The sequence below is a fragment of the Catenulispora pinisilvae genome (genome assembly GCF_015356865.1).
Taxonomy (GTDB): Bacteria; Actinomycetota; Actinomycetes; order Streptomycetales; family Catenulisporaceae; genus Catenulispora; species Catenulispora pinisilvae.
The window spans coordinates 1-22807 of record NZ_JAAFZA010000175.1 but is presented as its reverse complement, the minus strand read 5'-3'; the positions used below and the strand labels follow the sequence as shown (position 1 = coordinate 22807).

Genomic DNA, 22807 nt, shown 5'->3' with positions numbered 1-22807 from the left:
TGTTACGGCCGCCATAGCGGTGGGGAAACGCCCGGTCCCATTCCGAACCCGGAAGCTAAGCCCGCCAGCGCCGATGGTACTGCCAGGGGGACCTGGTGGGAGAGTAGGACGCGGCCGGACTAAATTTCACGAAGCCCCCTCCGGGATCTCCCGGAGGGGGCTTCGTCGCGTTTGGCCCTTTCTTCCGCGGTGCGGGAGGATGGACCCCGACTCATAACAGGAACAGGAGCGCATCTCATGTCACCATCTTCGGACCGCAACCCGGGCCGCTCCGACCGGGACCGGGACCGAAACCAGGGCCCCCGGGCCGGCGACGCCCGCCGGCCCGCCGACGACCGCGGCGCCCGCTCCGGCGGAGCCGGCGACCGAGGCGGCCGCACCGGCTCCGGCTATGGTGACCGTCCCTCCGGCCGCGGCGGCTCTGACGACCGCTCGGGCTCGCGGGACAGCCGTGGCTCCGGAGACCGCGACTCACGCGGCGGTGCCGGCGGTGGCGACCGCAGCCGGGGCGGCTATGGCGACCGTGACTCGCGGGGGAGCTACGGCAACCGCGACTCGCGGGGTGGCGACCGGGACCGTGGCGGCTCGTCGGGTTATGGCGACCGGCCGGGCTCCCGTGACTCGCGGGGCGGATCCAGCTACGGCGACCGCGATGCCCGCGGTGGCGATCGCGGCCGTGGCGGCTACGGCGACCGGGACTCGCGGGGCGGCTCCAGCCCGCAGGGCGGGTCGGGCTCTGGCGACCGCGACAGTCGTGGTTCCAGTTACGGCAACAGGGATTCTCGCGGCTACGGCAGCCGCGATTCGCAGGGCGGGCGCGACTCGCGTGGCGGATACGGGTCGCGCGACAGTCGGGGTACCGACTCGCGTGGCGGTGGCGATTCGCGGGGTGGATACGGCTCACGCGACAGTCGGGGTTCTGACTCGCGGGGCGGTTCCGGCACGCGCGGCGGGTACGGCGACCGTGACTCGCGCGGCGGCGACTCGCGGGGCGGCTATGGTTCGCGGGATGGTCGAGGCTCCGATTCGCGGGGCGGCTACGGCTCCCGGGACAGTCGGGGTTCTGACTCGCGGGGCGGCTCTGACTCCCGTGGCGGCTTCGGCGATCGCTCCGGCTCCCGTGACTCGCGCGGCGGTAGTGGCGATTCGCGGGGTGGTTTCGGCTCGCGCGATGGTCAGGGTTCCGGTTCGCGCGGTGGCTACGGGGATCGTGACTCACGCGGCGGCGGCTATGGCGCGCGGGACGGCCAGAGCTCTGATTCGCGTGGCGGTTATGGCGATCGGGATTCGCGTGGTCGTGGCGGTGGTTCGCGGGGCGGCTTCGGCTCGCGAGGCGGCTCTGACTCACGCGGTGGCTTCGGCTCGCGTGATGGTTCTGACTCGCGGGGCGGCTATGGCGATCGGGATTCGCGCGGTCGTGGCGGTGATTCGCGGGGCGGCTTCGGCGATCGGGACTCGCGCGGTGGTCGTAGTGGCGACTCGCGTGGTGGTGACTCGCCGCGTGGGGGCTTCGGCTCGCGCGACGGCCGGGGTTCTGACTCGCGGGGCGGTTTCGCCGACCGTGGTTCGCGAGGCGGCTCCGACTCCCGCAGCGGCTCCGACTCCCGTGGTGGCTATGGCGATCGCTCCGGCTCCCGTGACTCGCGGGGTGGCTATGGCGATCGGTCTGGCCCGCGTTCGTTCGGCGATCGCGATTCACGCGGCGGCGACCGGGACAGCCGTGGTGGCTTCTCGGGCGGCCGCGCCGGCGGTGACCGCGACTCCCGTGGCGACCGTGACTCGCGCGGCGGCTACGGCGACCGTGCCGGTTCTCGCGGCGACAACGAGCGTCGTGGCTTCGCCCCGCGCGATGAGCGTCCGGCCGGTGGCTTCTCCCGGGACAACCGTCCCGCCGACGCCGACCGTGACGAGCACGGATTCGGCTCACCTCGTGGCTTCGGGGACGAGAGTGCCCAGGATGGCGGCGAAGAGGCCCGGGGCGGTTTCGACCCGCGTGAGGGTGGCGGTGCTGCGTTCGTCGGTGGGGCCAATGGCGAGGGGCGTGACGGCGAGGATGTTCTGGAGATCTCGGCGGATGCCACCATCGACAAGCTCGACAAGGACATTCAGGATGAGCTCGGGCAGCTGCTGAGGTCCAAGGCCACGGTCGTGGCCGGGCACTTGGTGATGGCGGGCCAGAACCTGGATGAGGATCCTGAGTTGGCGTATCGGCATGCGCGGACCGCGATGAAGATGGCGCCGAGGTTGGCCTCGACGCGGGAGGCCGCCGGGTTGGCCGCGTATCTGACCGAGCGGTATTCGGAGGCTTTGGCGGATCTGCGGACGGTGCGGCGGATCACCGGGACCAATGACCACTGGGCTGTGATGGCCGACTGTGAGCGGGGGCTGGGGCGCCCTGAGCGCGCGCTGGCGATGGCCGCCGCGCCGGAGGCCAAGACGCTCGACAAGGAGACGCAGATCGAGCTGCGGATGGTCGCGGCCGGGGCGCGGCTGGACATGGAGCAGCCGGAGGCGGCTGTGGTGCAGTTGCAGGGTGCTGATCTGACGCCGGCCAAGGTCCAGCCGTGGACCGCCCGGCTGCGCTACGCCTACGCCGAGGCGCTGCTCGCCGCCGAGCGCGAGGACGAGGCGCGCGAGTGGTTCATGCGGGCCGCCGACGCCGACTCCGAGGGGCTCACCGACGCCGCCGAGCGCGTCGACGACCTGGACGGCATCGCCTTCGACGAGTTCGAGGACGAACTCGACGCGGACGCCGAGGACACGGACGCTGAGAACACGGACACTGACGACGCGGCTGAGGATGATGACGTCGCGCCCGAGGGCCACGTGGACGAAGCCGACGAGGATGACGAGGCCGAGGACGACGACGAGGACGACGACGAGGACGACGAGGACGGCGCGGCCCGCGAAGAGCTGACCGCCGAGGAATCCGCCGACTCCGACCCTGACTCCGAGACCGAGGCCGACTCCGGCACCCCCGGCGAAGACACCACCCACTGACCCCACCTCCCAACCGACCGGCGGCCACCCTCTGGGCAGCCGCCGGTCGGCCTTTTCCCGCGTGGATTCTCACCGGATCCCCACCAGATCCACCACAAGCCCCGACTCCCTATTGCCCCAGGCCGCTTCGAGGTGAAGGATCGGAACCATCGACGTTACTCAGCGGTAGCGATCGACCGGACACGGTCCGGCACCATCCGCCCCCGACTCACCCACCCCCTCCGCACGGAAGAGGCAGTCAGCCATGAGCGATCAGGGTTCAGCTAACGGCGCGGCTGTCGGCGTCCTGGAACCGGGCGCCTCCAGTTTCGTCTCTTATGACCCCGCCGACGGCGGCGAGGTCGCCACCTTCCCCGCCATGACCGCCGAGCAGGTGCGGGCCGTGGTCGCCGAGGCCCGCCCGGCCGCCGCCTGGTGGTCGGCGCTGACCTGGGCCGAGCGCGAGCGCCGGCTGCGCCGGTGGGCCGGCGTCATCACCCGCGGGCTCGACGACCTGTGCGAGCTGATGCACCAGGAGAACGGCAAGCCCCGCGGGGACGCCTTCCTGGAGGTCTTCCTCGCCATCGAGCACATCGGCTGGGCCGCCGGCCACGCCCGCAAGGTGCTGCACCCGCGCCGGGTCGGCTCCGGCCTGCTGATGTCCAACCACGCGGCCAGCCTGGAGTACCAGCCGCTGGGCGTGGTCGGCGTCATCGGGCCGTGGAACTACCCCGTGTTCACCCCGATGGGGTCGATCGCCTACGCGCTGGCGGCCGGCAACGCCGTGGTGTTCAAGCCCTCGGAGTACACCACCGCGATCGGCAAGTGGATCGTCGACGCCTTCGACCGGGCCAATCCGGACGCCCCGCAGCAGGTCCTGCGGCTGGTCACCGGGACCGGGGCGACCGGGGCCGCGCTGTGTGAGTCCGGGGTGGACAAGATCGCGTTCACCGGCAGCGCGCGGACCGGGCGCAAGGTGATGGCCGCGTGTGCGCCGTCGCTGACCCCGGTGCTGATGGAATGCGGCGGCAAGGACGCGATGATCGTGGCCGGCGACGCCAACCTGGCCAAGGCCGCCGACGCCGCGCTGTGGGGCGCGATGTCGAACGCCGGGCAGACCTGTGTGGGCATCGAGCGGGTCTACGTCGTGGACTCGGTGAAGGACGAGTTCGTCACCGAGCTGACCTCGCAGATCCAGAAGCTGGCGCTGGCCCCCGGCCAGGGTCCGGACGCCGCCTACGGTCCGATGACCATGCCCGGGCAGCTCGACGTGGTCCGCAAGCACATCGACGACGCCCTGGCCAAGGGCGCCACGGTGGTGGTCGGCGGCAGCGGCTCGGTGCGCGCCCCCTACGTCGAGCCGACCGTGCTCCTGGACACGCCGGAGGACTCCAGCGCGGTGCGCGAGGAGACCTTCGGGCCGACGATCACGGTCAAGGGCGTGCGGGACGTCGAGGAGGCGATCGAGCTGGCCAACGCCACCGACTACGGCCTGGGCGCCTCGGTCTTCGCCCGGCGCGGCGGCACGGCCATCGCGCGCCGCCTGCGCAGCGGCATGACCTCGGTCAACGCCGTCATCGCCTTCGCCGGCATCCCGGGCCTGCCGTTCGGCGGGGTCGGCGAGTCCGGCTTCGGCCGCATCCACGGCGCCGACGGGCTGCGCGAGTTCACCCGGCCCAAGGCGATCACCCGCCGCCGGTACTCCACGCCGTTCGAGCCGGCGACGTTCGCCCGCAACCCGAAGACCTTCGCGATCATGAAGAAGTACGCGGAGACCCGGTACGGCCGCAAGAAGTAGGCCGGACTGAGAAGTAGGCCGGACCGGCCTGCGTCACACTGAGCAAGCGTCACACCAGGCAAGCGTCACACCAGGCAAGCCCACGCCGCGGTGCCGGATACCCTGAGTCCGGCGCCGCGGTTTCGCATTGCCGCGGTTTCTTATTGCCACGGCTTCAGAACGGCCGCCCGCGCAGCCGGTCCATGTCCCGCCGGTCCCGCTTCGTCGGCCGCCCGGCGCCCCGGTCCCGCACGGCGACCGAGACGAACAGCTCGCGCGGCGGAGGCGGCGGGCTGTTGTCGACGTAGCACTCGGCGGCGGCCGGCGCCCCGACCCGCTTGCTGACCAGCTTGCTGACCACCACGACCCGTTCGCGCTGGTCCTGCCGCACCCGTACCTCGTCGCCGACCCGCAGCAGGTGCGAGGGCTTCACGCTCTCGTTGTTGACCTTCACATGCCCGCCCTTGCAGGCGTCGGCGGCCATCGAGCGGGACTTGGTCAGCCGCACCGACCAGATCCAGCTGTCGACCCGGACAGCGGTCGCTTCGGACGTCATGGACGTGACTTTAACCGGTGGTGTTCACGAGTGCAGACACAATTCGTTGCCCTCGGGATCGGCGATCGTCACCCAGTGCGAGGGCCCCTGCTGGCCGCGGTGCAGCTCGGTGGCGCCGGCCGCGGTCAGCCGTGCGAGCTCGCTCTCCAGGTTTCCCTCGCCGACCTTGATGTCCAGGTGCACGCGGTTCTTGACGGTCTTCGGCTCCGGCACGGCCTGGAACAGGATCCGCGACCCGGGCCCGGCGTCCTTGCCGCCGGGGTGCACGATCGCCTGCCCGACGGCCCAGACCAGGACGCCGTTGTGGGTCTTGGTGTCGGCCTCGGCGGCGTGGCCGGCGGCGACCATCTGGCGGATGAACGCCTCGTTCGAGGGCTCCAGATCCCAGCCGACGGCCTCGGCCCACCAGTCGGCCAGGGCGTGCGGGTCGGCGGAGTCGATGACGACTTGGTAGGTGAAAGCCATGATCCGACGTTACCGGCCGCCGCCGACAACCGCTCCCGCGACCGCTGCTAGCTGCTTTGTCCAGCTGCTTTGTCCGGCTACTTCTTGGTGATGTACATCGACTTCTCGTAGCTCTCGCCGTAGTACTCGGTCAGCTCCTCCAACGACTCCCGTGTCCACTGCACCGACTTCACGATGGCGGCGTGCTGCGGCAGCTGGTCGGGGTCCCACGTCTGCGGCTTCCACAGCGAGGAGCGCATGAAGGCCTTGGCGCAGTGGAAGAAGACCTGCTCGATCTCGACCTCGAGCGCCAGGATCGGCCGGTGGTTCTTGACGACCATCTCGTCGAAGTACGGGGCGTCGCGGACCAGCCGCACCCGGCCGTTGACCCGCAGCGTCTCGTTCCGGCCGGGGATGAGGAAGATCAGCCCGACGTGCGGGTTGCGCAGCATGTTGAGATAGCCGTCGGCGCGCCGGTTGCCGGGCCGCTCGGGGATGGCCAGCCGGGTCTCGTCCAGCACCTTCGCGAAGCCGGGCGGGTCGCCCTTGGGGGAGACGTCGCAGTTGCCCTGGTCGTCGCAGGTGGCGATGAGGCACAGCGGGGAGGCGGCCAGCCACTGGCGGTCGATCGGCAGCAGCCGCGTCCGCTCCTTGTTGATCGCCCGCTCCATCGGCTCACCGAGCAGTTCGCGGAGCTGCTCGACAGTCCTGATCTCGGTCTCGGCGGATTCGGTGCTCTCGGCGCTCTCGACGACTGCTTCGGTCACAGCGGCGGCCCTCCCGGAGTCCTTACGGCCCACTGGTGTGGTGGGCCTTGAGCCAAGCGTAGCGGTCGGTACGATCATCGTCATGGGGCAGCTGGCGTTGTTCGATCTGGACGACACACTCATCGCGTTGCCTCCGGCCTTCCGGCGCTTCGCGGCACAGTTCGCGCGGGAGCACGGACTGCCGGAGACGGAACAGGAATGGCTGTTCGCGGCCTGGGACCCCTACCAGAAGCGGGACGAGTACTTCGCCCTCGTGCGGGAGCGCTACGGGCTCACCGAGCCTGTCGAGGATTTGTGGCGGCTCTATCGGCGGCGCATGCCGGAGTTGGTGGAGCTGCGGGACGAAGTGCGCGACGGGCTGGTGGCGCTGCGGCGCGCCGGATGGCGGCTCGGGATCGTCTCCAACGGCGAGGCGGACAACCAGCTCGGGAAGATCAAGCGCACCGGCCTGGACCGGCTGGTGGACTCGATCGCGGTGTCCGGGGCGCTGGGCGTGCGCAAGCCGGACGCGGAGATCTTCCGGATCGCGGCCGAGGCCGCCGACTGCGAGCTGTCCGCCGGCGGCTGGATGGTCGGCGACAACGCGCAGGCCGACATCGGGGGCGGCGCGGCGGTGGGACTGCGGACCGTGTGGATCGACAGCGGCAAGGGGGAGTCCGCGCCGACGGCGGCCACCTCGGTGGTCGGGGACGTCGTGGAGGCGTTCCCGATCCTGCTGACTTATCGATAAACCGATTGGTGGATCTGGTGACAGTTCCAGTCACCCCGGCGCCAGTCACCCGGCCCTAGTCACCCGACTCCAGTCACCCGGCGCTGGACGCGTCCGCCATCGGGTGCTCCCAGCCATCCACCTTGTTCAGGTACATGTTGATCCCGACGATGTTCGACGCGTACGACGACAGCTCCTCGAACTTCGTCTGCGTCTCCTCATCGGCGTGCTCCACCGGATACCGCGCCGCGGTCTTCTCCCGCACCATCTCGATCGCGTGGTCCAGATCCAGCCGGCTGGTCCGGGCGTCGCGCACCAACTCCACCCACAGCCGCACCTCCTCCTCGGCCCGGGCCAGGGTGTCGGTGACATCGCGCACCGGGCCGTAGTGGCTGAACAGCAGGCGCGTGGGCCGCAGCGTGCGGAACTTCTCCAGCGAGTTCAGCGCCAGCGGCAGGTCGAAGTCCGGCGGCGGCGTGCCGGGCCGGACGTCCCCGGGCTGGTCGGGGTCATCGGAGGGGATGTACAGGCCAGCGGCGTCGCCGACATACAGGTCCCCGGTGACGTTGTCGATCAGGCCGACGTGATGCCGCGCGTGCCCGGGGGTGTGGTGCGTCTCCAGCCGCCGGCCACCACCGAGGTCGATGTAACCGATGTCCTCCACAGCCCGCACCCGGCGCGCCTCAGTCGGCAACAACGGCCCGAACACGTCATCCATCAGCGACCCGAACACCCGCCGCGCACTGGTCATCAGACGCTCGGGATCCACCAGATGCCGAGCCCCGGAGGCGTGCACCACGATCTCCGCATTGGGAAACATCGCCGCCAGGTCCCCGACCCCACCAGCATGGTCCAGGTGGATGTGCGTCACCACAATGGTGCGCAGATCCCCAGCCCCGACCCCCAGCGCCGCGAGCGCATCGCGCACCACCGGCGCCGACTTCGCAGTCCCGGTCTCGACCAGCGCCGGATGGTCGCCGAGGATCGCGTAGCCGGCCGTGATGCCGGCGTGCCCGGACATCAGGGTGTCGATCTCGTGGACGTCGGAGCCCAGATTCGTCATCGGAGGTCCAGGTTCGTTAGGCGGGTGCTGATATCAGTGGACCGTACCAGCTCGGTTGCTGATGTGATCAGCAGGCGCGTGCGGTTGCGAATAGATCATCGTCCCTGTGCCCTCAGCCCTCTGTACCGGAGGCGTGGAGCCTGGCGCTGCCGCGTGGCCACTGTCGGCTATCTCCATCGTGGAGACGACGTTGATTCCTTGCCTGTCAGTGTTCGCAGGTGGTCATGGCAGGCGCAGACGGCCGACACTGCCAGGTGTCGGCCGTTGCGGAGCCGGTGGGCGGCTCGCGATACCGCAGAATACCGAGTTGTCCGGGCCGCTGGCGGACCTGTCTGTCCGGATGGTGGAGGCTAAATGCCGTTGGCGAAGTTCTTGAACGCGGCCTCGGTTCCCGGACCGACGATGCCGTCGATCGCCCCTCTGTAGCCCCAGCCGGCGGCTAGAAGGCGCTGCAGGGCCGAGACCGTGCCGCCGCCTACGATGCCGTCGATCGCGCCGGTGTAGCCCCAGTACTTCTTCAGGCAGCGTTGGAAAGCCTCCCAGCTGTTGGTTCCCAGCTGCCCATCGATCGCGCCGTTGTAGCCCCAGTAGGTGTGGAGCCAGCGCTGCACACTCTGGGCCTGAGCGGTATTCAAGCCCAAGTTGGCGACGGCGAGCGGGATGGCCGTCTCGGAAGTGAAGGCTGGCGCCTCCGCGGCGGGCGCCGAGATCGCGGGCCTGGCGGCCGCGCTCGCCGGTGAGACGGCTCCGAGCCCCGAGAGGAGACCGGCGAAGACCGCGAGGATCGCCGTACAGCTGCGGATGTGTTTGATCGACATGAGCTCTATTTCCTTTCGTGTTCCCATTCCCAGCACGGTCGCCAGCCCTCGTGTCCAACGGACGGTGCCGCTTCCACAGCCAGTCCTAGCGTGACGGGGTTTGTCAGGTGTCGGCGGCCGGTCACCTGACAACAACATCCGGACAATGGCCCGGCGCCGTCCCCCGCCCGGGTGACGGTGTGCGCTGCCGACCCCGGCAAGACAGTGCGACGTAGCGTTGGCGCGTGGGCCAGGGGCAACGGAACTACGTCGACCTGGCAGCGTGGGCCGTCAGCGTCGTCGGCGCGCTGACTACCACCGCGCAGGTGTCGAGCGCCAGGTCGATCGGTTCGGGCAAGGGAAACGGAATCCGGTAGGTAGGGTCGAGCCCTTGTAACAGGAGTTCTGATCACAGGACCTTGAGATGCTGTTCCCTCCGCTTCGCTGACAGTTGCCGGTCCGCCCGATGAGCGTCGAAGAGCTTCGGCAGTGCCTGGCCCGGTCGGCGGGCGCGGCCGCGTCGTGGCGGACCGCCGGTCTCGCGCCGCCGAGAATCAGTGCTCTGGCATGGTTGCCACGCCTTCGGCTGATTGCTTAGGGTGGTCGATCAGACGCGGAGAGGGGCGGATCGGTGTCCAGATCGGAGCAGCCCCTGGTGGGGGACGACTCGCTGACCGCGTTCGCGGCGGATCTGCGTACCCTGCGGGCGAAGGCGGGCTCGCCGCCGTACCGGCGGCTGGCGCGGCTGGCGCACTACTCCTCGACCACCCTGGCGGACGCGGCGGCAGGCAAGCGGCTGCCGAGCCTGGCGGTGACGTTGGCGTATGTGCGAGCCTGCGGCGCGCAAGCAGAGCAGTGGGAGGCGCGCTGGCATGAGCTTGCCGCGGAACTGGCCGGCGAGCGGCGCGGCGCCGACCCCGAGCCCGGGTCGCAGGAGGATGACCAGTGCCCCTATGCGGGCCTGTCAGTGTTCGAAGCACGGGATGCGCGGTGGTTCTTCGGCCGGGAGCGGTTGACCGAGGAGTTGGTCGCGCGCGTGCGTTCCCGCAGGTTCACCGCGTTGTTCGGGGCGTCGGGGTCGGGCAAGTCCTCGCTGCTGCGCGCCGGGCTGCTGCCTGGGGTGAATGCCGACGCCGATGGTGGGACCGACAGCGCGGGCGGGCAGGGTTGGCCGGTGCTTTTGTTCACCCCCGGCCCGCATCCGCTGGATGAGTGCGCCGCGCGGCTGGCGGTGCTGGCCGGCAGCTTGGCCTCGGGGCTGCACCGGCAGTTGCGCGAGGACTCGCGCGCGCTGCACCTGGCCGCGCTGCAAGCGCTGCTCGACGCGCCGGCGGACGTGGATCTGCTAGTGGTGGTGGACCAGTTCGAGGAGGTCTTCACGCTGTGCGCCGAGGACGAGCGCGAGCAGTTCCTGAGACTGCTGCTGACCGCTGCGGTGGAGCCGAACAGCCGCACGCGTGTGGTGGTCGGGGTGCGTGCGGATTTCTACCAACGTTGCGTGCAGTATCCAGATCTGGTCGAGGCGTTGCGCGACGCGCAGGTGTTGGTCGGGCCGATGAGTACCGAGGAGTTGCGCCGGGCGATCAGCGGTCCGGCGGCGGCGGTGGACTGCGTGGTGGAGGGCGCGCTGCTGGCGCGGATCGTCGCGGACGCCGCCGGGCAGCCCAGCGCGCTGCCGCTGATCTCGCACGCGCTGCGGGAGACCTGGCGCCGTCGGCGCGGCAACACCCTGACCGTGGCCGGGTACGAGGCGGCCGGGGCGATCCACTACGCGCTCTCGCGTACCGCCGAGGCGACCTACCAGGCGCTGGCCGAAGACCAGCAGCGCGTGGCGCGTGGGATCCTGCTGCGCCTGGTCGCCCTGGGCGAGGGCACCGAGGACACCAAACGCCCGGCCATGCGCGGCGAGTTCGATGCCGGCGAAACCGGCGGGGTACTCGACGCTCTGGCCCGCGCCCGGCTGATCGCCTTGGACGCGGACACGGTGGAGCTGACCCACGAGGCGCTGCTCAGCGCCTGGCCGAGGCTGCGCCGCTGGATCGACGAGGACCGCGCCGGGCTGCTGATCCACCAGCAGCTCACCGACGCCGCCATCGCGTGGGAGCGCGAGGCCCAGGACGCGGCCCATCTGTATCGCGGTAGTCGGCTGGCCACCGCGACGGAATGGGCGGCGCGCCACCACGCCGTGCCGCCCAGCGAGCGAGTCCGACAGTTTCTCGCGGCGTCGCTGCGGCACGCCCGCCGCGGAGCCCGTGTCCGGCGGACGGCACTCGCGGCCCTGGGCGCGCTCGCGCTCGCCGCGTCGCTCCTCGCCGTCGCCGCCTTCCAACAGCGCGCCACCGCCCAGCGCGAGCGCGATCAGGCGATCGCCAGCCAACTGTTGAACGAGGCCGAGCAGCTGCGGGGCACCGATCCCTCGCTCGCCGCGCAGATGATGCTCGCGTCCTACCGCGTGAAGCCGACTTCGAACGCGTACACCGACCTACTCGGCACCGAGAACATCCCGCTCTCCCGTACGCTCACGGACCACACGGGCCCTGTGTACGGCGCCGCGTTCGCTTCAGACGGGCGCACGCTGGCTACGTGCGGCGAGGACGGCACGGTGCGGTTGTGGAACGTGACTGATTCCGCGCATCCGCGCCCGTGGGGGCCACCGGTCGACATCCGTGACGGCGGTGTCCACGCGGTAGCGTTCAGCCCGGGCGGTCGTACCCTGGCCACGGCGGACGGCGACGGCGCCATGCAGCTGTGGAACGTCACTGACCCCGCCACACCCAGACCATGGGGCGCTGCGTTGCACGGACTGTCAAGCCACGCGACCTCAGTCTCAGTCGCGTTCAGCACGGACGGCGGCACGCTCGCCGGCGCGAGCCAGGACGGCACCCTGCAGTTGTGGAACGTCACCGATCCGGCCAGGCCCACGCCCCTGGGGCAGCCGTTCGTTAACGGCGCAGCCGTGTCGTCGGCCACGCTCAGCCCCGACGGCCGGACGCTCGCCGTCGCCGATGCCGACAGCACAGTGCGGCTGTGGAACATCACCGACCCCGCACGCCCGGTCCTGTGGGCCGCACCGATACCCGGCCCGGCCACACACTCGATCGCGGGCCAGGTCAACACGGCCTACGCTGTCGCGTTCAGTCCAGACGGCGGGACGCTCGCCACCGGGTACTACGATTCCACGGTGCGGCTGTGGGACGTCACCGATCCCGCACGGCCGGCGCCACGGGGCCCGCCGCTGGTCGGCCAAACCAACATCGTCCAGTCGGTGGCCTTCAGCCCTGACGGCCGCGTACTCGCCAGCGGTGGCTACGACCACACGGTGTTGCTGTGGAACGTCACCGACCTCGCGCATCCCGTCGCCCTGGGGCAGCCGCTCCTCGGCCACAGCAGCATTGTGAACCAGGTGGCGTTCAGCCCCGACGGTCATCTGCTCGCCACTGCCGCCGATGACGGCACGACACGGCTGTGGAGCCTGCCGAAAACGCGCCTGGTGGCCCACAGCAGTGACGTCAACGGTGTGGCCTTCAGCCCCGATGGGCGGACCCTCGCCAGCGTCAGCAGCGATGGCACGGTGCGGCTGTGGAACCTCGCCGACCCCGCACGCCCGGTTCCCTGGGGACCCCCGCTGACCGGCCACACCAGCTCGATCGTGCGCGTGGCGTTCAGCCCGGACGGCCGTACGCTGGCCACCGCGGCCCGCGACGACACCGTGCGCCTGTGGAATGTGACCGACCCCGCGCGGGCGACCGCGCTGAACCCGCCGCTGACCGGCCCCACCGGTTACATGCTCACGGTCGCGTTCAGCCCGGACGGCCGGACGCTCGCCGGCTCGGGCGCGGACTACTCGATACGGCTGTGGGACGCCACCGACCCCGCGCACCCGCGCGCGCTCGCACCACCACTGACAGGCCACCACAACTACGTGTTCTGGCTGACGTTCAACCCGCGCGGGACGGTGCTGGCCAGCGGGGGAGCAGACGACACGCTGCGGCTGTGGAACCTCGCCGCCCCGGCGCACCCGGCCGCGTGGGGAAACGGGGCGGTCGCCGGTACCGACGGCATCCTGGCCGGTGTCTTCACGCATGACGGGAGCGTCCTGATCACCGGCGAGGTGGACCACTCGATCCGGTTCTGGCACGTGGCGGACCCGCAGCATCCCACCATGTTCGGCCAGGTGCTGACCGGACACACCAGCTACGTCTACTGGGTCGGCCTCAGGCCCGACGGCAGGACCCTGATCAGCACGAGCGGCGACGGCACGATCCGCCTGTGGAACGTGACCGATCTGGCACACCCCACCGCGATAGGCGGCGCGGTGACCGACCACACCGGTCCCATCGACAACGCGGCACTCAGCCCCGACGGCCGGACACTCGCCACCGCCAGCGACGACCGGACCGTCAATCTGACCGACCTGGACGTCACTTACGCGATCGACCGCGTGTGCGCCACCACGGGAGACGCGCTCACCCCGGCGGCGTGGGCTCGATACCTCCCGACGGTCGCCTACGCCCGGCCCTGCCCCTGACCAGGCGCCCACCATCCGCCATCCGCCTTCCATCAGTTCTCAGCGATCGTGCAGGCCCGGGCCCCAGGGGTGACACCGCGGTGCAGGCGGCGGGAAGCGGCCAAGCTCAGCCAGTCCCGCCGCGGCGGCGGCAAGCTCATCCTCGTCCTGTGATCGCCCTGCCAGGCTTGCTGGACCAGGCCCGGCGGCGCAGGCGATGCTGGTCACCCTGTGGGAACCCCGGCCATCAGCGTGGTCCGCGTGGGAGCAAATTGGTCAGCTGCTATCAGCTGCCGACTCTGGTTCGTTGTCCGCGACGACGCCGCTTCCCGACCTGGGTTGCAGGCCCGAGACGTGTTCAGGCGGCCGCCCCGGTGCTGAAGATGGGCCAGCAGATCTCGGTCCGCCACGCGTTCTCCTCGGCGGTGTCGTTTCGGCCGACCAGGTAGTACTCCCGGATCGGGCCGTCCACCTGGAGCGCGTGGTCCGCGACGTAGGCGGCCAGCGCCCCGTAGGCCCGGTCGAGGTCGGCGGGTGAGCCGGGGTGCATGATGACCGCGAGTTCGGCGGCGGGCACGATCGCGGGCTCGACCCGGCCCAGTGGCCGGATCTCGGCTGCCGTCGGGATGAAGAGCGTGGCCTGACCGCGCTCGTCCGCCCACAGTTCCCCGGCGTAGGTCCCGCCCGCCGGGCCGGCCGGGCGGATGCCGCGCGCCTCGAGGGTGGCGTGTAGTTCGCTGAACGCACCCAGGTACCAGGGCACCAGTTCGTCCATGGTGATGGTGGCGGTGATGGCCGCCGCCGTCGTCGCGGGGACCCGGCGGTGGGTGACCGGGGCGGCGGCCGACGGGTGGGCGAGCAGGTCGCGCAGTGACGCGACCGCGGACTGGGTGCGGGCCAGGTCCTGCTCCAGGCTCGCCAGGTGGGCGGCGATGAGCTCGTTGCGCGCGGCCAGGTCGGAGGCCTCCAGGACGGCGTGGATCCGCTCCAGCGGCATGTCCAGGTCCCGGAAGCGGCGGATGACCTGGGCCGTCGGGATCTGGTCGGTGGTGTAGCGCCGGTACCCGTTGCCCGCGTCGATGTCGGCCGGCACCAGGAGCCCGACGCGGTGGTAGTGGCGCAACGTCTTAATGCTCAGGTGCGTGGCGCGGGAGAGGTCACCGATGGAGAGCGCGGCTGGCATTCGCCCATTATGGACGCTCCCCTAAGGGGAGGGTCCAAGCCGGTAGGTCCTGTTGACCCTCCCTTTGTGGCACCGCCGAGTGTGGAGGCAGTCGGCCGCCAGGGCCGCCCGATCCGAAGGAACCCACCCATGACGGACGTGACCCAGCACGTGACCCAGCACGCGACGACCAGACGGATGCTGCTCCGCACCGGGGCGGCGGCCGGAGCGGCCGCGGCGCTCGGCGCTGCCGGCGTGTTCACGGCCGACACCTCATTCGCGGCCGACACCACGTTCGCGGCCGGAACGAGCAGCCCCGCCGGTACAGCAGGCGGCAAGACCGGGCTGCCCTACCCACCCGCCGTCGTGGACACCTCGCACTGCACTCCCGAGGTCGCCGAACTCCTGCGTGGCTTCTTCGCCGCGAAGAGCCGGCACGACGTCCCCCGGGTCATGTCCTACTTCTCCCGGGCGAACACCATCTACATCGACGCCAACCTCGGCACCGCCTTGATGAGCTGGCAACAGGTGAACGACCTGTTCACGGCGTACTTTCCGAAGGTGCCGGCCACCGCGCTGTCGTATCCGGTGCGGATCGTCGGCGACATGCGAAGCGCCGCCGTCGAGTTCGTGGACACCCCGCCGTTCTTCGGTGCGGAACTGCGTGCCCTTTCCCCGATCGTCTTCGACGGCCAGGGCAAGATCACCCGCTGGGTGGACTACTGGGACGGCCGCAGTGCCCTGACTCCTGCCACCGTCATCGGCAGCGCCTACCCCACTGATTTCAAGGATTCCGAGCAGAACGCCCATCCGGCCGTCGTCGAGGCCGCCAGGGCGTTGCAGGCCGCGTTCGCGGCGGGGGACGCGGCAGCGGCCGTCGGACTGATGTCCGCCGACGTCGTCGTCGAGGACCTGTCCGCGCACACCCGGGTCTGCGGTCGCCTCCAGGCCCAGCGCTACTACGCCCGGGCACTCGGCCGGCTCCCGTATGGCACCGGCGCCGCGGTGCTGCACGCCGAGGGCGGCCGTCGTGGCGGCGGCTACGAGTGGTCGGCCGCCCCCGGCGCCGCCCCGCTGCGCCGTGGGCACACCTGCATCGAGCTCGACGACGCCGGCAGGGTCAGTCGGCTGACCGTCATCTATGACGCCAACCAGCTGAGCTACCCGGCGTACCAGTCTCTGGTCGGGCTCGCCGCGGAGGCCCCGCTGTCCTGAGCAGCCTGGAAGCCTCAAGCAACCCCCACCACCGGAACAGCAACGTAAGGATCTGACATGAATACCCTGACATCCCCCGAGGACCGAGCGCTGCCGCGCATGAACGCCGTCGTGATGGAAGCCGGCGGGCCGCCGGCGCAGTCGCTGGCCCATCGTTCGGTATCGGTGCCGGAACCAGGCCTCGGGGAGGTGCTGGTCGAGGTGCACGCCGCCGCGGTGAACCCGCTCGACATCGCCAACGCCGCAGGCCTGCTGGGCAGTCCGCTGCCGATGATCCCGGGCGGTGACTTCGCCGGGGTCGTCGTCTCCGACGGCGCCCACCAGGGCGAGGAAGTGTGGGGCTGCGGGCCGGCGCTGGGAATGGCGCTGGGGGAGAAGCGGCCGGGCACGCACGCGCGCTTCGTCGTCCTTCCCGAGACGTGGCTCTCCCGCAAGCCCGAGCGCCTGACGATGACCGAGGCCGCGGCCGTCGGCCGATCGCATTTCACGGCCTGGCAGGCGCTGATCAACAGCCTGGACCTCCAGCCCGGCGAGACGGTCCTGATCACCGGCGGCTCCGGACTGGTCGGCCAGGCCGCCACCGCGATCGCCCGCTGGCGCGGCGCGAAGCCGATCGTGGTCGGCCGGCGCCGGCCAGCCGGTGTCGAGCACTTCATCGACATCAGCTCGAACGACATCAACTCGACCGACTCCAGCTCGACCGACATCCGGGCGGCGGTGCTCGATCTCACCGACGGGCGCGGCGCCGACACTGCCCTGGACACGGTCGGCGGCGCGTTGTCCGAACCCACTGTTCGCAGCCTCAGGCCCGAAGGCCGGATGGTCGTGATCGCCGCCGGTGCCCCGGACCGACAGGCGAGCGTCCCCGTCAGTGAGATCATCAGCCGTCAGCTACACCTCACGGGGCTGGCCACCGTGTTCCTGGACGGCGCCGACGTCGCGCACATCTTCGACCAGCTGCGTCCGCTGTTCGAGCGCGGCTTCCTCGTCCCTCCGGCGGTGAAGACGTGGCCGCTGGACGACGCCGTCCAGGCCTACCAGGCGGTGCTGGACGGGGCGGCCGGGATCAAGCAGGTCCTGCTTCCCACCGCCGACCGGCCGTACTAATAGCTCAAAAGGCTGCCGATCGGGACAGAGTGCGAACAGACTCGGTTACCGTCTCGTCCATGGCGACGTATCCACCACTGGATGGTTCGGGGTCCAGCGCCGCGAGGCCGGACCCCGCTCCGGACGGGGGCAGCCGTGGCCGTCTCGGGCAGATGGTCTCCAACGTCGCGGCGAACTGGTACGCCTCGGTCATGGGCACGGGCATCGTCGCGATCGCCGCCGCGACCCTGCCCCAGCGCTTCTCGGGGTTGCACACTGCCGCCACCGCGATGTGGGCGCTCTCGGCCTTCCTGCTGGTCGTGCTGGTGGGGTTCACCGCGGCCCAGTGGCGGCGCGACCCCGCCGCCGCCCGCGGCCAGGTAGCCGACCTCACCAAGGGGTATTTCAACGGCGCGCCGCCGGTCGCTGTCCTCGTGGTCGGCGCCGGCACCCTGCTCTACGGCGAGGCGGTGTTCGGGGGACGAGCCGCGCTGGACATCGCCTGGGTCCTGTGGTTCGCCGGCACGCTCGCAGGCTTGGTGTGTGCCGCGGGCGTGCTGTACCTGCTGTTCACCGGCCTGCCGGTGCCGCTGGACCGGGTGACCATCGGCTGGCTGATGTGCATGGTCCCGCCGATGGTCTCGGCTGCCACCGGCGCGCTGCTCGTCCCGCACGCCGCAGCCGGTCAGGTCCGGCTCGCCCTCCTGCTGTGCTGCTACGCCCTGTTCGGCCTGAGCCTGTCGGTCTCCGCGATCGCCACGGTGTTGATCTGCTACCGGATGTCCCAGCACAAGGTGGGCCCGGCTGTCACCGAACCCACGTTGTGGATCGTGCTGGGCCCGCTGGGCCAGTCCATCACCGCGGCCAACGCGCTCGGCAACGTCGCGGGGACGGCCATCCGCGCCCCGGACTCCACCGCGCTGCGGGCCTTCGGCATCGTATTCGGCGCGCCTACCTGGGGGTTCGCCACCCTGTGGGCGGGCCTGGCGCTCGCGATCACGGTGCGCACCAAGCGGTCCGGCCTGCCGTTCTCGCTCGCCTGGTGGTCATTCACCTTCCCCCTCGGCACCTACGTCACCGCGACATCGGCCCTGGCCCTGCGCACCGGTTCGGACCCGTTCCGGGTGTACGCGGCGGCGCTCTACATCGCGCTCGTGCTCATCTGGATCCGGGTCGCTGCTCTCACCGCGTACCGCGCCTGGCGGGCTGGCTCGGCCAGCCCGTCCGGCCTGCCAGACCGTATCGCCTAGGCCGGGATCACTTGAGAATCTCAAGCATCCGCGCTCGCACCTGGAGAGCCCAGCGGCTCACAGGTCCAACACGACGTCGGCAGTGGGCGTCGAGCAGCAGATGAGGGCGCTTCCCTGAGCCGGGGGCTCCACGGGATCGGGTGAGTAGTCGACGCCGCCGGTGACGAGCGCGGTCTCGCAGGTGTGGCATACGCCGGTACGGCAGGACCAGCGCACCGGGACGTCGCAGGCCTCTGCCAGTTCGAGCAGAGTCCCGTACTCGGGGTGCCAGGGTGTTGTCAGACCGGTGCGGGCGAAGGACACCGACGGCCCCGGTCGTCCGCCGGGGACACGGGCCGGCTGGTGCGGTGCCGGGGCGGGTCCGGTCACCACGCCCGGGTTGACAGCGGAGACGGCGCCGAAGATCTCGGTGTGGATCCGCGAGGCCGACAGGCCGCAGGCCTTCAGCGCTTCGGTCATGTCCGTCATGAAGGCGTCCGGACCGCAGATGTAGGCATCAGCGTCCTGCGGTGGCTTCAGGCCGCTGATCCGCCCGAGATCGAACCGTCCGGCGAAGGTGTAGTCGACGCCTGGGCGATCGGTGTCGCGCGGAGTGCTGTAGGAGACGAACGACCGGCCCGCGGGCAGCCGGGCGAGCAGCGTGCGCACCTCCTCGGCGAACGGATGGTTCTCGCCGTCTCGGGCCGCGTGCAGCCACCAGATCGGGCGCGGCGAAGGCTGCGCGGCCAGGGCTTGGAGCATCGCCAGGACCGGGGTGGCGCCGATGCCGGCGGACAGTAGCAGCACCGGGGTATCAGCGTTCTTCAGCAGGAACGTGCCGCGCGGAGCGGCCACATCGATAATGTCGCCGACCTTCATGTGCTGATGCAGATAGGTGCTGGCGACGCCGTGCGGCTCCTGCTTGACGCTGATGCGGTACGTCTGGGCGCCCGGCCGACCGGAGAGCGAGTAGTTGCGGATGACCGGCGGTCCCTGCGGGTCCGGCCGCATGCGGATCCCGAGGTACTGCCCCGGCAGCGCGGCCGGGAGCGGCTCGCGGTCGGCCGAGGCCAGGGTGAGCGAGAAGATGCTCGCGCTCTCCGGTTCGATGCCGACGATCTCCTGCGGACGGAACCCGGGCCAGGCCGGAGGCGGCGCGGTGTTCGTCAGACCACTGTTACCGCTGCGGGCCTGCGAACCGCCGGCCTGCGAACCGCCGTCCGCGTCGGCGAGCAGAGCCCGGAACGAGGTCTGCCATCCCGGACTCAACGCGGGCACGCGCAGGGCCCGTTCCAGCTCCGGCCTCGGGTGGCCCGGCAGGTAGAGCAGGGCGTCGGTCTGCGCGACGGTCATCGCTTCCGGACCTGAGGCGATCTTCGCGATCTCGTCCCCGGCCCGCACTCGTCCCTCCGTCAGCACCCGCATATAGAAGCCCGGGCGGTGGTGCGATACGAGCAACGCGGCCATCTGCGGCTCCCCGAGCCGCAGGCCCACGCGGTAGCACGTCACCCGGGGCTGGGTGACCTCGAACACCGCGTCCCCGATCCGGTAACGGTCGCCGATGCAGACCTCATCGTCTGCCAGTCCGTCCACGGTGAAGTTCTCGCCGAACTGCCCGGGGACGAAGTCGTCCCGCTTCATGTACTGCTGCCAGTGGCGGTAGGAGTCCAGCTGATAGACCAGGACGGCACGCTGCTCGCCCCCGTGTCCGGCGAGGTCGCCCTGTCCGTCGCCGTCCAGATTGAGCCGCCGCGCCGTCACCGGCCCGGTGACGGGCCGCTTCCAGATACCCGTGCGAACGGTCGCGCCCCGCCACGCCACGTCCTTGGGCAGGCCGACGTTCACCGAGGTCAGCGTGGCCATGCGATGACGTCGTACGAAGGGTCCGCCATTGTCTGTCTCCCAACCAACCGCTCCCGACCCACCATATGTCCCGATGCGCATCGTCGCACGTGCGCCTACGGTGGGATTCGGGCGAATGATCTGAAGCCTACGAAAGTGGCGAAGAAAGGGTGGCTCAATGGATCCCGATGCCCGCACCAGGGCCGCCATCGAGGAACACTGGCGAGCATCAGAACTCGGCGATACCGAAGCCGAACACGCCGTCTACGCCTCGGACGCGATCCTCGACTACCCGCAGTCGGGCGAGCGATTCCGTGGCCGTGCAGCGATTTCGGCGCAACGCGGCGGACACCCCGCGAACCGCCACTTCAGGGTCCTGCGAATCACGGGCGGCGGGAATCTGTGGGTGAGCGAGTGCGTCATCACGTATGACGGTGCTCCCAGCTACTCGGTAAGCGTCATGGAATTCGACCACGAGCAGGTGATGCACGAGACGCAGTACTTCGCCGACCCCTTCGGGGCTCCCGAATGGCGAACCGAGCTCGCGGAGCCTATGCCCGGCAGGACCATCACACGTCAGGAGACTCAATGATGGCCGCAGCCACACTCGCCCCGCCCGCCCCGGTTCTGGAGCCGGCCGCGAAGCGGTTGGCCGAGGAGACCGACCCGCATCCGCGGATCTACGAGATGCCCTTGGACCAGGCCAGGGCTCTCCTCGATCAGCTCCAGTCGGGCGCCGGCGTGGCCAAGCCCGAGATCGACGAGGAATGGGTGAAGGTCGACGCCGGCGAGTGGGGGACCGTCCGCGCACGCATTGTGCGGCCGAAGAACGCGACCGGGACGCTGCCGGTGTTCATGTACATCCACGGGGGCGGCTGGGTGCTCGGCGGCAGCGCCACCCACGACCGGCTGGTGCGCGAGCTGGCGGTCGGCTCCGGCGCGGCCGCGGTGTTCCCCGTCTACGATCTGGCGCCCGAGGCGAAGTACCCGACCCAGGTTGAGCAGAACTACGCAGTCGCCCGATGGATCATGCGCGAGGGCGGCGGGCACGCGCTGGACGCCTCCCGGTTCGCGGTGTGCGGGGACTCCTCCGGCGGCGGTATGGCCGCGGTGCTCGCGCTGATGGCCAAGGAGCGCGGTGACGTGCACCTCACCGCCCAGGTCCTGCTCTACCCGACCGTGGACGCGAATTTCGAGACCGCCTCGTACCGGCAGTTCGCCGACCACTACTACAACACCCGGGCGGCGATGATGTGGTTCTGGGATCAGTACACGAATGATCCCGCGCGGCGCACCGAGCCGTACGCCTCCCCGCTGCACGCCGGCCTTGACCAGATGCGCGGCCTGCCGACGACCCTGGTGATCACCGACGAGGCCGACCCGCTGCGCGACGGGGGCGAAGCCTACGCGGCCAAACTGCGGGAGGCGGCAGTGGACGTCACCGCGGTGCGCGTCCTCGGGATGGTGCACGACTTCCTGATGCTCGACAGCCTTCGAGACACCAACGCCACCAACCTCGCCCGCCACCTGGCCGTCGACGCACTCAAAACCGCCCTGCACCCGAACCAGAGCCGAACACGAACCGCGACGATCCACCAGGAGCGCGCATGACCGGCACGACCGACACCGCTTCGACCCGGCGCGAGCCGGACCTGCTCGGCCAGACCGTCGTCCTGATCGGCGGCAGCTCGGGCATCGGCTTCCAGACCGCTCGGCGCGCCCGAGCCGACGGCGCCGAAGTCATCCTCACCGGCCGCGACCCAGACCGGCTCAAGCAGGCGGCCGATGTAGTCGGCGCGCGACAGACCGCGGCCTTCGACGCCACCGACGCCGCGGCCCTGAAACAGTTCTTCCAGGACCTGCCGGGACCGATCAACCATGTGATGGTGACGGCCGGGGGTCCGCACTACGGCCCGCTGCTCGCCTGGTCGCTACCCGCACCACCCCGCCCCGGATCGTTGGGATGCGGCTCCAACGGCGTGACCACAGCAGTCATCCATTCATGCAGCGGCAGCGTGCCGAGCACCTTCTCCCTCAGCTCAGCCTCATCGTCGGCGCACCAGATGCCGACGCTGCGCCGCTCGCCGACCGGCCGCCACAGCCGGTACAGATGGCCGCTCGCGGCCAGCTCCCGCGACCGAACGGCCTCGGCCGCGCGCCGCCTGTCGACCTCGTCCTGGCTGGTGCCCTCGGGGATGGCGGTCGTGATCTCGACCAGGAACTCACGCATCGTCGTGCTCCGCTCTTCAGCAGGTCCTCGGTAACCTCATCGTCACCCCGGTCCTCCGGCGCCGCCACGACCGGCTTTCTCCTCGCTGATAGGCACAGCCTCCTACGGCACGTAGCGCGATCGGCTGAGCGCCGGGCCGGCGCTGCCCCAGCAGATCAAGGCGCTGGAACGGGGCCGCGGGGCGGTGTTGTCCGAGCGCGACCGCCATTCGGTGTCCCGCACCGGCGGACCTCCTGGGAATCCAGGACATCCTGGACATCCTGGAAGTCGTGGAAATCGTGACGCCGAAGACGGCATGACCCGGCGGCCGGGCGGCCGCTAGTGCGGTGGCTGGATTGGTTTGCCGTGTTGGTGGTGTGGTTGCGGGTTGGGCGAGAGTCGGGCACGGAGGCCGCCGGTCACGTACGGGGTTAAGGGCGTTGTGAAAAAACCGCCTGTTTTCGT

General features: G+C 70.5%; 20 protein-coding genes, 1 rRNA gene and 1 pseudogene. 12 read left to right on the top strand and 10 right to left on the bottom strand.

Translation table 11 applies throughout. The features are described 5' to 3' along the window. The first annotated feature begins 3 nt into the window (after positions 1 to 3). A 5S ribosomal RNA gene (gene rrf, locus IZR01_RS34930) occupies positions 4 to 120 on the top strand. Positions 121 to 1695: 1575 nt separating this feature from the next. Here the strand turns inward: rrf and IZR01_RS34925 are convergent. Continuing rightward, the gene (locus IZR01_RS34925; RefSeq protein ID WP_194926331.1) at positions 1696 to 1914 is read right to left on the bottom strand and encodes a hypothetical protein; all 219 of its coding nucleotides are present in this window, start codon (positions 1912 to 1914) and stop codon (positions 1696 to 1698) included. Positions 1915 to 1923: 9 nt separating this feature from the next. Continuing rightward, positions 1924 to 2160, bottom strand: a complete 237-nt coding sequence (locus IZR01_RS34920) for a hypothetical protein (RefSeq protein WP_194926330.1) — start codon at positions 2158 to 2160, stop codon at positions 1924 to 1926. Here IZR01_RS34920 and IZR01_RS34915 point away from each other — a divergent pair. Further along, a complete protein-coding gene (locus IZR01_RS34915; protein WP_194926329.1) occupies positions 2149 to 3000 on the top strand; it encodes a hypothetical protein in 852 nt (283 codons plus the stop codon). The genes IZR01_RS34920 and IZR01_RS34915 overlap by 12 nt on opposite strands. Positions 3001 to 3244: 244 nt before the next feature. Further along, positions 3245 to 4777 (top strand): aldehyde dehydrogenase family protein, encoded by a 1533-nt coding sequence (locus tag IZR01_RS34910; RefSeq protein WP_194926328.1) that lies wholly within the window; start codon positions 3245 to 3247, stop codon positions 4775 to 4777. 154 nt (positions 4778 to 4931) lie between these two features. On the opposite strand, the gene IZR01_RS34905 is transcribed toward IZR01_RS34910, so the two are convergent. The 3 genes from IZR01_RS34905 to IZR01_RS34895 all read right to left on the bottom strand — a co-directional run bounded on the left by IZR01_RS34905 (position 4932) and on the right by IZR01_RS34895 (position 6523). Continuing rightward, on the bottom strand, positions 4932 to 5312 hold the full coding sequence (locus tag IZR01_RS34905) for an RNA-binding S4 domain-containing protein (protein WP_194896790.1): 381 nt from the start codon (positions 5310 to 5312) through the stop codon (positions 4932 to 4934). 24 nt (positions 5313 to 5336) lie between these two features. Further along, a complete protein-coding gene (locus IZR01_RS34900) occupies positions 5337 to 5777 on the bottom strand; it encodes a VOC family protein (RefSeq protein ID WP_194926327.1) in 441 nt (146 codons plus the stop codon). Between the two features lie 77 nt (positions 5778 to 5854). Then, positions 5855 to 6523, bottom strand: a complete 669-nt coding sequence (locus tag IZR01_RS34895) for a pyridoxamine 5'-phosphate oxidase family protein (RefSeq protein WP_323747179.1) — start codon at positions 6521 to 6523, stop codon at positions 5855 to 5857. An 82-nt stretch (positions 6524 to 6605) separates the two neighbouring features. On the opposite strand from IZR01_RS34895, the gene IZR01_RS34890 reads away from it, so the two are divergent. Next, the gene (locus IZR01_RS34890) at positions 6606 to 7253 is read left to right on the top strand and encodes an HAD family hydrolase (protein WP_194926326.1); all 648 of its coding nucleotides are present in this window, start codon (positions 6606 to 6608) and stop codon (positions 7251 to 7253) included. A gap of 73 nt (positions 7254 to 7326) precedes the next feature. Here IZR01_RS34890 and IZR01_RS34885 read toward each other — a convergent pair whose 3' ends face one another. Then, entirely contained in the window at positions 7327 to 8295 is a 969-nt protein-coding gene (locus IZR01_RS34885; protein WP_194926325.1) for an MBL fold metallo-hydrolase, read from the bottom strand. Between the two features lie 350 nt (positions 8296 to 8645). Continuing rightward, the gene (locus IZR01_RS34880; protein ID WP_194926324.1) at positions 8646 to 9113 is read right to left on the bottom strand and encodes a peptidoglycan-binding domain-containing protein; all 468 of its coding nucleotides are present in this window, start codon (positions 9111 to 9113) and stop codon (positions 8646 to 8648) included. 224 nt (positions 9114 to 9337) lie between these two features. Here IZR01_RS34880 and IZR01_RS52625 point away from each other — a divergent pair, with 224 nt between their 5' ends. After that, positions 9338 to 9469 carry a hypothetical protein gene (locus IZR01_RS52625; RefSeq protein WP_267254934.1) on the top strand — a complete coding sequence of 44 codons (132 nt, stop codon included), beginning with the start codon at positions 9338 to 9340 and terminating at the stop codon, positions 9467 to 9469. 254 nt (positions 9470 to 9723) lie between these two features. Further along, on the top strand, positions 9724 to 13620 hold the full coding sequence (locus tag IZR01_RS53685) for an nSTAND1 domain-containing NTPase (protein ID WP_194926323.1): 3897 nt from the start codon (positions 9724 to 9726) through the stop codon (positions 13618 to 13620). A 337-nt stretch (positions 13621 to 13957) separates the two neighbouring features. On the opposite strand, the gene IZR01_RS34870 is transcribed toward IZR01_RS53685, so the two are convergent. Next, complete coding sequence (locus tag IZR01_RS34870; RefSeq protein WP_194896784.1) at positions 13958 to 14782, bottom strand: MerR family transcriptional regulator; 825 nt, start codon at positions 14780 to 14782, stop codon at positions 13958 to 13960. Positions 14783 to 14911: 129 nt separating this feature from the next. On the opposite strand from IZR01_RS34870, the gene IZR01_RS34865 reads away from it, so the two are divergent. Genes IZR01_RS34865 through IZR01_RS34855 form a run of 3 tightly spaced genes read left to right on the top strand, consistent with a single transcriptional unit; the run spans position 14912 to position 18312 of the window. Beyond that, positions 14912 to 15976: a hypothetical protein gene (locus tag IZR01_RS34865; protein WP_194926322.1), complete on the top strand. Its 1065-nt coding sequence runs from the start codon at positions 14912 to 14914 to the stop codon at positions 15974 to 15976. A 57-nt stretch (positions 15977 to 16033) separates the two neighbouring features. Continuing rightward, positions 16034 to 17083: a quinone oxidoreductase family protein gene (locus tag IZR01_RS34860; protein WP_194926321.1), complete on the top strand. Its 1050-nt coding sequence runs from the start codon at positions 16034 to 16036 to the stop codon at positions 17081 to 17083. A gap of 59 nt (positions 17084 to 17142) precedes the next feature. Continuing rightward, complete coding sequence (locus IZR01_RS34855; RefSeq protein ID WP_228560858.1) at positions 17143 to 18312, top strand: TDT family transporter; 1170 nt, start codon at positions 17143 to 17145, stop codon at positions 18310 to 18312. Positions 18313 to 18369: 57 nt separating this feature from the next. Here the strand turns inward: IZR01_RS34855 and IZR01_RS34850 are convergent, their stop codons facing one another. Further along, positions 18370 to 20154 (bottom strand): MOSC and FAD-binding oxidoreductase domain-containing protein, encoded by a 1785-nt coding sequence (locus IZR01_RS34850; protein WP_194926320.1) that lies wholly within the window; start codon positions 20152 to 20154, stop codon positions 18370 to 18372. Positions 20155 to 20311: 157 nt separating this feature from the next. On the opposite strand from IZR01_RS34850, the gene IZR01_RS34845 reads away from it, so the two are divergent. The 3 genes and pseudogenes from IZR01_RS34845 to IZR01_RS54480 all read left to right on the top strand — a co-directional run. After that, positions 20312 to 20725 (top strand): nuclear transport factor 2 family protein, encoded by a 414-nt coding sequence (locus tag IZR01_RS34845; protein ID WP_194926319.1) that lies wholly within the window; start codon positions 20312 to 20314, stop codon positions 20723 to 20725. Further along, a complete protein-coding gene (locus tag IZR01_RS34840) occupies positions 20725 to 21744 on the top strand; it encodes an alpha/beta hydrolase (protein WP_194926332.1) in 1020 nt (339 codons plus the stop codon). The genes IZR01_RS34845 and IZR01_RS34840 overlap by 1 nt, the downstream gene beginning before the upstream one ends. Then, positions 21741 to 22055: pseudogene (locus tag IZR01_RS54480) on the top strand (SDR family NAD(P)-dependent oxidoreductase); the annotation flags it as partial. The gene IZR01_RS34840 and the pseudogene IZR01_RS54480, both read left to right, overlap by 4 nt. Here the strand turns inward: IZR01_RS54480 and IZR01_RS54475 are convergent. Then, positions 22040 to 22363: a muconolactone Delta-isomerase family protein gene (locus tag IZR01_RS54475; RefSeq protein ID WP_194896792.1), complete on the bottom strand. Its 324-nt coding sequence runs from the start codon at positions 22361 to 22363 to the stop codon at positions 22040 to 22042. The pseudogene IZR01_RS54480 and the gene IZR01_RS54475 overlap by 16 nt on opposite strands. Between the last annotated feature and the right edge of the window lie 444 nt (positions 22364 to 22807).

What these genes read in the sequence shown, in the direction of transcription:
- IZR01_RS34880 (WP_194926324.1), bottom strand. Translation starts at nt 9,113, where the DNA reads ATGTCGATCAAACACATCCGCAGCTGTACGGCGATCCTCGCGGTCTTC.
- IZR01_RS34850 (WP_194926320.1), bottom strand. Translation starts at nt 20,154, where the DNA reads ATGGCCACGCTGACCTCGGTGAACGTCGGCCTGCCCAAGGACGTGGCG.
- IZR01_RS34865 (WP_194926322.1), top strand. Translation starts at nt 14,912, where the DNA reads ATGACGGACGTGACCCAGCACGTGACCCAGCACGCGACGACCAGACGG.
- IZR01_RS34900 (WP_194926327.1), bottom strand. Translation starts at nt 5,777, where the DNA reads ATGGCTTTCACCTACCAAGTCGTCATCGACTCCGCCGACCCGCACGCC.
- IZR01_RS34870 (WP_194896784.1), bottom strand. Translation starts at nt 14,782, where the DNA reads ATGCCAGCCGCGCTCTCCATCGGTGACCTCTCCCGCGCCACGCACCTG.
- IZR01_RS34845 (WP_194926319.1), top strand. Translation starts at nt 20,312, where the DNA reads ATGGATCCCGATGCCCGCACCAGGGCCGCCATCGAGGAACACTGGCGA.
- IZR01_RS34885 (WP_194926325.1), bottom strand. Translation starts at nt 8,295, where the DNA reads ATGACGAATCTGGGCTCCGACGTCCACGAGATCGACACCCTGATGTCC.
- IZR01_RS34855 (WP_228560858.1), top strand. Translation starts at nt 17,143, where the DNA reads ATGGCGACGTATCCACCACTGGATGGTTCGGGGTCCAGCGCCGCGAGG.
- IZR01_RS34860 (WP_194926321.1), top strand. Translation starts at nt 16,034, where the DNA reads ATGAATACCCTGACATCCCCCGAGGACCGAGCGCTGCCGCGCATGAAC.
- IZR01_RS34905 (WP_194896790.1), bottom strand. Translation starts at nt 5,312, where the DNA reads ATGACGTCCGAAGCGACCGCTGTCCGGGTCGACAGCTGGATCTGGTCG.
- IZR01_RS54475 (WP_194896792.1), bottom strand. Translation starts at nt 22,363, where the DNA reads ATGCGTGAGTTCCTGGTCGAGATCACGACCGCCATCCCCGAGGGCACC.
- IZR01_RS34840 (WP_194926332.1), top strand. Translation starts at nt 20,725, where the DNA reads ATGGCCGCAGCCACACTCGCCCCGCCCGCCCCGGTTCTGGAGCCGGCC.
- IZR01_RS34890 (WP_194926326.1), top strand. Translation starts at nt 6,606, where the DNA reads ATGGGGCAGCTGGCGTTGTTCGATCTGGACGACACACTCATCGCGTTG.
- IZR01_RS34910 (WP_194926328.1), top strand. Translation starts at nt 3,245, where the DNA reads ATGAGCGATCAGGGTTCAGCTAACGGCGCGGCTGTCGGCGTCCTGGAA.